Annotated in this window: 6 protein-coding genes and 1 pseudogene; 1 reads left to right on the top strand and 6 read right to left on the bottom strand. The window is 71.2% G+C overall.

Annotation, left to right across the window (positions count from 1 at the left end):
- Positions 1–333 precede the first annotated feature (333 nt).
- Complete coding sequence (gene rarD / locus EEJ42_RS19735) at positions 334–1,350, bottom strand: EamA family transporter RarD (RefSeq protein ID WP_123101354.1); 1,017 nt, start codon at positions 1,348–1,350, stop codon at positions 334–336.
- A 140-nt stretch (positions 1,351–1,490) separates the two neighbouring features.
- Positions 1,491–2,348 carry an SDR family oxidoreductase gene (locus EEJ42_RS19740; RefSeq protein ID WP_123101346.1) on the bottom strand — a complete coding sequence of 286 codons (858 nt, stop codon included), beginning with the start codon at positions 2,346–2,348 and terminating at the stop codon, positions 1,491–1,493.
- Positions 2,349–2,454: 106 nt separating this feature from the next.
- On the opposite strand from EEJ42_RS19740, the gene EEJ42_RS19745 reads away from it, so the two are divergent.
- Positions 2,455–2,823 (top strand): winged helix-turn-helix transcriptional regulator, encoded by a 369-nt coding sequence (locus EEJ42_RS19745; RefSeq protein WP_123101348.1) that lies wholly within the window; start codon positions 2,455–2,457, stop codon positions 2,821–2,823.
- A gap of 159 nt (positions 2,824–2,982) precedes the next feature.
- On the opposite strand, the pseudogene EEJ42_RS19750 reads toward EEJ42_RS19745, so the two are convergent.
- The 4 genes and pseudogenes from EEJ42_RS19750 to EEJ42_RS19765 form a co-directional block, all read right to left on the bottom strand.
- A pseudogene (locus tag EEJ42_RS19750) lies at positions 2,983–4,044 on the bottom strand (2-oxoacid:ferredoxin oxidoreductase subunit beta); the annotation flags it as partial.
- Entirely contained in the window at positions 4,037–5,986 is a 1,950-nt protein-coding gene (locus EEJ42_RS19755; protein WP_123101350.1) for a 2-oxoacid:acceptor oxidoreductase subunit alpha, read from the bottom strand. The gene EEJ42_RS19755 and the pseudogene EEJ42_RS19750, both read right to left, overlap by 8 nt.
- Positions 5,987–6,219: 233 nt before the next feature.
- The gene (locus EEJ42_RS19760; protein WP_184503171.1) at positions 6,220–6,879 is read right to left on the bottom strand and encodes a LuxR C-terminal-related transcriptional regulator; all 660 of its coding nucleotides are present in this window, start codon (positions 6,877–6,879) and stop codon (positions 6,220–6,222) included.
- Between the two features lie 110 nt (positions 6,880–6,989).
- A partial coding sequence (locus EEJ42_RS19765) for a sensor histidine kinase (protein WP_342778299.1) occupies positions 6,990–7,271 on the bottom strand: 282 nt, incomplete at its 5' end.

Genomic DNA, 7,271 nt, shown 5'->3' on the forward strand with positions numbered 1-7,271 from the left:
CGGCGGCCGCCGGAGGCGGCGGGGGAGCCGCGGCGGCCGCGGAGGTGGCGGGGGCGGCCGAGACCAGGGCGGCGATCGCCGTTCCGGCCGCGATCGCGGCGGCCGTCCGGCGGGACGCGGATCTTCGGGGGGCGCGGTGCGGATCAGCACATGACGACATGGGGGGCTCCGATTCCGAACGGGGACTGCACGGAAGGACGTGACGCTGTGTGATGCACGTACGTACGTATTACCCATGGGGGTGGTGGAGCGGTGTGACAATATGACGCCGCGATGGCGCGAGGCTGATGCTCCGGGTGTGGCTGACCCTCCGTCAAGAGCGGAAACCGGACATCACCCGCCGGATATCGGTCCCGACGGTGCCTCCGCCGCCTCCGCCTTCCTGGCCGGGGACGTGGCCGCCGGGGACGTGGCCGCCAGGGCCGCGGCGTCCCCCAGCTCCCGCCGGGCCCGGTGCCCGGTCCGCAGCGCGTCCCAGGTGAGGAGCGCGAGCGCGAGCCAGACGAGGGCGAAGCCCGCCCATCGCTCGGGCGGCATGTACTCGTGGAAGACGACCAGCCCGAGGATGAACTGGGAGGTGGGCGTGAGGTATTGGAGCATCCCGATCGTCGACAGCGGCAGCCGTACCGCGGCGGCCCCGAACAGGATCAGCGGCCCCGCGGTGATCAGTCCGCAGCTCACCAGCAGCGCCGAATGCCCCATGCCGCCGCCGCCGAACGTGCTGTCGCCGCGCATCGTGAGGTAGCCGAGGAAGCCGAGCGCGGGCAGGAACTGGACGGCGGTCTCGGCGGCCAGCGACTCCAGCCCGTCCAGCCCGATGCGCTTCTTGACCAGGCCGTACGTGGCGAAGGAGAAGGCCAGCGTGAGGGCGATCCAGGGCAACTTGCCGTAGCCGACGGCCAGCACGCCCACCGCCACCACGCCGACGCCGACCGCCGCCCACTGCGCGGGGCGCAGCCGCTCCCGCAGCAGCAGGACGCCGAAGCCGATGCTGACCAGGGGGTTGATGAAGTAGCCGAGCGCCGTCTCGACGACGTGTCCGCTGTTGACGCCCCAGATGTACAGGCCCCAGTTGACCGAGATGGCGGTCGCGGCGAGCGCCACGAGACCCAGCCGCCGGGGCTGCCGCAGCAGCGGGCCGACCCAGGACCAGCGGCGCAGCACCAGCAGGATGAGCCCGACGACCACCAGCGACCAGACCATGCGGTGGGCGAGGATCTCGACCGCCCCGGCGGGTTGCAGCAGCGGCCAGAAGAGCGGGGCGAGGCCCCACAGGCCGTACGCGGCGAAACCGTAGAGAAGACCGGCGCGGTCCTGGTGGTGCGGCTGCGGCTGTGTCTGCGGCTGCATGAAGGCCCTCCCCGACGGCGTGACCGCCCTGGCGAGGGGGCCCGTCCGACGGTAGCGCCGGGCGACCCGCCTGTCATCACCGTATCCGCGATATGGGACTGACAGGCGGGCCGTCCCCTGAACCCCGAGGTCAGCCCTGGTCAGCCCTTGAGGGCCACCGCGAGGGACTCCGCGATCGGCGTGGTCGGGCGGCCGGTCAGCCGGGACAGGTCGCCGGGGGTGGCGGCCAGCAGCCCGCGCTCGATCGCCGTGTCGACGTCGGCCAGGATGGCGGCGAGCGGCTCGGGCAGGCCCGCGCCGGTGAGGATGGACCGCACCTCGTCGGCGGAGACGGCGCGGTAGGCGATCTCCTTGCCGGTCTGCCGGGCGACCTCGGCGGCGTACTCGGCGAAGCTCCAGGCGGTGTCGCCGGACAGCTCGTACACCGTGTTCTCGTGGCCCTCGCCCGTCAGGACGGCGACGGCGGCCGCCGCGTAGTCGGCGCGCGCGGCGGAGGCGACCCGGCCCTCGCCCGCGGCGGCGACGACGGCGCCGTGCTCCAGCACGGGGGCCAGCTGCTCGGTGTAGTTCTCGTTGTACCAGCCGTTGCGCAGCAGTACGTACGGCAGCCCGGACCCGGTGATGGCCCGCTCGGTGACCTTGTGCTCGTCGGCGAGCGTGAAGTCGGCGTCCGGCCCGCCCAGCACGCTGGTGTACGCGAGCAGTGCGACCCCGGCCTCCTTGGCGGCGTCGATGACCGCCTGGTGCTGCGGAACGCGCTGGCCGATCTCGCTGCCGGAGATCAGCAGCACCTTGTCGCCCGCGGCGAAGGCGCCGCTCAGCGTCTCGGGGCGGCTGTAGTCGGCCACCTTCAGGGTGACGCCGCGGGCGGCGAGCGGGGCGGCCTTGTCGGCGTCGCGCACGACCGCGGTGATCCGGTCGGCCGGAACCTTCTCCAGCAGGCCGTCGATGACGAGGCGGCCGAGGTGCCCGGTGGCTCCGGTGACGACGATGCTCATGGGTGGATCTCTCTCTTCCGGTCTTCTGTCGTGTGTCCGATCCGCGACCCACCCTAGACACAGCGCTAACGATTCGAAAGTACCCACTTTGACGTAAGGTACTGGCATGAAGGTAAGTGATGACCCCGCGGTCTGCCCCTCGCGGCTGATCCTGGAGCACATGACCAGCCGCTGGGGTGTGCTGGTCTTCGCCGCGCTGCTGGAGGGCACGTACCGCTTCAGTGAGCTGCGGCGCGAGATCGGCGGGGTGAGCGAGAAGATGCTCGCCCAGACGCTCCAGACCCTGGAGCGCGACGGTTTCGTCCACCGCGAGGCGCACCCCGTCATCCCGCCGCACGTGGACTACTCGCTGACCGAGCTGGGCCGGGAGGCGGCGAGCCGGGTGGGGGCGCTGGCGGGCTGGGCGGAGGAGTGCGCCCCGCAGGTGCTGGCGGCCCGGGAGACATACGACGCGGCCCGGGCGGACGCGTCGTAGCGGGGCGGCATACGAAGCGGCCAGGCCGGGTGCGTAGACCCGGCCTGGCCGCGTTCCTTCTCCGATCCGGTACGGCTCAGCCGACGACGGTCCAGGTGTCGTTGCCCGCGAGCAGCGCGCCGAGGTCGCCCTTGCCCTTGTGCTCGACGGCGGCGTCGNGTCGTTGCCCGCGAGCAGCGCGCCGAGGTCGCCCTTGCCCTTGTGCTCGACGGCGGCGTCGATCTGGGTCGCCATGTCGGTGTCGTATACCGGCCGCTGGACGTCGCGCAGCACCCCGATGGGGGTGTGGTGCAGGGTGTCCGGGTGGGCCAGCCGGGACAGCGCGAACGCGGTGGTGGGGGAGGCCGCGTGGGCGTCGTGGACCAGGACGCTGCCCTCGTTCTCCGCGGTGACCGCGACGACCTCCAGATCGCCGGTGGCCTGGTTCCGTACGACGCCCTTGGCGCCGTCGGCACCGAAGCGGATCGGCTTGCCGTGCTCCAGCCGGATCACGGCTTCCTCGGCCTGCTCCTTGTCCTTGAGCGCGTCGAAGGCGCCGTCGTTGAAGATGTTGCAGTTCTGGTAGATCTCCACCAGCGCGGTGCCCGGGTGGGCGGCGGCCTCCCGCAGCACCTGGGTGAGGTGCTTGCGGTCGGAGTCCACGGTGCGGGCGACGAAGCCCGCCTCGGCGCCGAGCGCCAGCGAGATGGGGTTGAACGGGGCGTCCAGGGAGCCCATCGGGGTGGACTTGGTGATCTTGCCGACCTCGGAGGTCGGGCTGTACTGGCCCTTGGTGAGGCCGTAGATGCGGTTGTTGAAGAGCAGGATCTTCAGGTTCACATTGCGGCGCAGGGCGTGGATGAGGTGGTTGCCGCCGATCGACAGCGCGTCGCCGTCACCGGTGACCACCCACACCGACAGGTCGCGCCGGGCGGCCGCGAGACCGGTGGCGATGGCGGGGGCGCGGCCGTGGATCGAGTGCATCCCGTAGGTGTTCATGTAGTACGGGAAGCGGGAGGAGCAGCCGATGCCGGAGACGAAGACGATGTTCTCCTTCGCCAGCCCCAGTTCGGGCATGAAGCCCTGCACGGCGGCGAGGATCGCGTAGTCCCCGCAGCCGGGGCACCAGCGCACTTCCTGGTCGGACTTGAAGTCCTTCATGGACTGCTTGCCCTCGGCCTTGGGCACCAGGGACAGCGCCTGGGCCAGGGCGGTGGGCGGCTGCGAGACGGTCTCAGTCATCGATGGCCTCCTTGAGGGCCGTCGCCAGCTGCTCGGCCTTGAACGGCAGTCCCCGCACCTGGGTGAAGGAGCGGGCGTCGACGAGGTACTTGGCGCGGATGAGGGTGGCGAGCTGGCCGAGGTTCATCTCGGGCACGACGACCTTGTCGTAGCGGGCCAGCACCGCGCCGAGGTTGGCCGGGAAGGGGTTGAGGTGGCGCAGATGGGCCTGGGCGATGCGGTCGCCGGCCCGGCGCACCCGGCGCACCGCGGCGGTGATGGGTCCGTAGGTCGAGCCCCAGCCCAGTACCAGGGTGCGGGCGTCGCCGGTGGGGTCGTCCACCGCCAGCTCCTCGACCTCGATGCCGTCCACCTTGGCCTGCCGGATGCGGACCATGTGGTCGTGGTTGGCGGGGTCGTAGGAGATGTTGCCGGAGCCGTCCTGCTTCTCGATGCCGCCGATGCGGTGTTCGAGCCCCGGTGTGCCGGGCACCGCCCAGGGGCGGGCCAGGGTCTGCGGGTCGCGCTTGTACGGCCAGAAGACCTCGGTGCCGTCCTCGGTGGTGTGGTTGGGGCCGGTCGCGAACTGGACCCGCAGGTCCGGCAGGCCGTCGACCTCCGGTACCCGCCACGGCTCCGATCCGTTGGCCAGATAGCCGTCGGAGAGGACGAAGACCGGGGTGCGGTAGGTGAGCGCGATCCGCGCCGCGTCCAGCGTGGCGTCGAAGCAGTCGGCCGGGGTCTTCGGGGCCACGATCGGCACCGGGGCCTCGCCGTTGCGCCCGTACATCGCCTGGAGCAGATCGGCCTGCTCGGTCTTGGTCGGCAGCCCCGTGGACGGCCCGCCGCGCTGGATGTCGATCACGAGCAGCGGCAGCTCCAGGCTGACCGCGAGCCCGATGGTCTCCGACTTCAGCGCCACGCCGGGACCGGAGGTGGTCGTGACCGCGAGCGCCCCGCCGAACGCGGCGCCCAGCGCCGCGCCGATGCCCGCGATCTCGTCCTCGGCCTGGAAGGTGCGCACGCCGAAGTTCTTGTGCTTGCTCAGCTCGTGCAGGATGTCGGAGGCCGGGGTGATCGGGTACGAGCCCAGGAACAGCGGCAGGTCCGCCTGCTGGGACGCGGCGATCAGCCCGTACGACAGCGCCAGGTTGCCGGAGATGTTCCGGTACGTCCCCGCGGGGAAGGCGGCGGCGGCGGGCGCCACCTCGTAGGAGACCGCGAAGTCCTCGGTCGTCTCGCCGAAGTTCCACCCGGCCCGGAAGGCCGCCACGTTCGCCTCGGCGATCTCCGGCTTCTTGGCGAACTTCTGGCGCAGGAACGTCTCGGTGTTCTCGGTCGGCCGGTGGTACATCCACGACAGCAGGCCGAGCGCGAACATGTTCTTACTGCGCTCCGCCTCCTTCCGGGACAGCCCGAACTCCTTCAGCGCCTCGATGGTCAGCGTCGTCAGCGGCACCGGGTGGACCTGGTACGCGTCCAGCGAGCCGTCTTCGAGCGGACTGCGCTCGTATCCGACCTTCGCCATCGGCCGCTTGGTGAACTCGTCGGTGTTGACGATGATCTCGGCGCCGCGCGGCACGTCGCCCAGGTTGGCCTTGAGCGCGGCCGGGTTCATCGCCACCAGGACGTCCGGCGCGTCGCCGGGGGTGAGGATGTCGTGATCGGCGAAGTGGAGCTGGAAGCTCGACACGCCGGGCAGGGTGCCGGCGGGGGCGCGGATCTCCGCCGGGAAGTTCGGCAGGGTCGACAGGTCGTTCCCGAAGGACGCCGTCTCCGAGGTGAACCGGTCTCCGGTGAGCTGCATGCCGTCACCGGAGTCACCCGCGAATCGGATGATCACGCGATCCAGACGGCGGACCTCCTTGCCGCCGTCCGGTGTTCCCCGTTCCCCGGCGAGCCCCCGCTCGCCCTGCTGATCGGCTGGTTCGGCCTGCTCGGCCGGGCTGACCTGGCTGGTCACTGCTTCGGACCTCCCTCGAGGCGGCGCACCTGGACCGTCGGTGCCGACCGGTTGTCCCATGACCATCGTACGTCGGTAAGGCTCGCCTTCCTTGGCCGGATCCCCTGTGGGATCCCGCACCAAGTGTCCGTGATGTCCCAGTAAGGCATGACTTTCCCCCACCCCCGTGGTGTCATTTCAGGTGATTCCCTCGCTCGGCTTTGGTCCCGCTTTGGTCCTACGACCGCAGGGGATCAGGAATTGAGGTAGGTGAGCACCGCGAGCACCCGGCGGTGATCCCCGTCACTCGGCGACAGGCCCAGCTTCAGGAAGATGTTGCTGACGTGCTTCTCCACCGCGCCGTCGCTCACCACCAGCTGCCGGGCGATCGCCCCGTTCGTCCGGCCCTCGGCCATCAGGCCCAGGACCTCCCGCTCCCGCGGGGTGAGCCCGGCCAGCACATCCTGCTTACGGCTGCGGCCCAGCAGCTGGGCGACGACCTCCGGATCCAGCGCCGTGCCGCCGCCCGCCACCCGCACCACCGCGTCCACGAACTCGCGCACCTCGGCCACCCGGTCCTTGAGCAGATAGCCGATGCCGCGGCTGCTCCCGGCCAGCAGCTCGGTCGCGTACTGCTCCTCCACGTACTGCGAGAGCACCAGCACCCCCAGCCCCGGATGGTCCTGGCGCAGCCGGATGGCGGCCCGCACCCCCTCGTCGGTGTGGGTGGGCGGCATCCGTACGTCGGCGACCACCACATCCGGCAGCGCACCCTCGTCGGCCAGCGCGCGGACCGTCTTGACCAGCGCCTCCGCGTCCCCCACTCCCGCGACGACCTCATGGCCGCGGTCGGTCAGCAGCCGGGTCAGGCCCTCCCGCAGCAGCACCGAATCCTCGGCGATGACCACCCGCACTCTGTCTTCCACGATGCCCGGCCCCCAGTTGCCGTTCGAATTGACGGAGCCAGCATTCCAGGATTCGGACGAATCCGCCGCGTATACCGCGCGCGGCGGGGCGCGGGGCGTCAGCGCCAGGGCAGCTCGATCGTCACCGAGGTCGGGCCGCCGGGCGGGGAGTGCACGATCAGCACCCCGTCCACCGCCTCGATGCGCTCGGCCAGCCCCGCCAGCCCGCTGCCCTGGGCCGACACGCTCGCCCCGCCCCGCCCGTCGTCGCCGACCCGCAGCATCACCCGGCCCTCGGCGCGCCACACGTCGACGTCGGCGGTCCGGGCGTTGCTGTGTTTGCTGATGTTCTGGAGGAGTTCGGAGACGGTGAAGTAGGCGATGCCTTCGATGGCGGGTGC

It is taken from the genome of Streptomyces botrytidirepellens (assembly GCF_003721215.1).
GTDB classification, from domain to species: Bacteria; Actinomycetota; Actinomycetes; order Streptomycetales; family Streptomycetaceae; genus Streptomyces; species Streptomyces himastatinicus.

Excerpts from the sequence above, each read along its gene's own strand:
- EEJ42_RS19740 (WP_123101346.1), bottom strand. The coding sequence starts at position 2,348 with ATGAGCATCGTCGTCACCGGAGCCACCGGGCACCTCGGCCGCCTCGTC.
- rarD (WP_123101354.1), bottom strand. The coding sequence starts at position 1,350 with ATGCAGCCGCAGACACAGCCGCAGCCGCACCACCAGGACCGCGCCGGT.
- EEJ42_RS19745 (WP_123101348.1), top strand. The coding sequence starts at position 2,455 with ATGAAGGTAAGTGATGACCCCGCGGTCTGCCCCTCGCGGCTGATCCTG.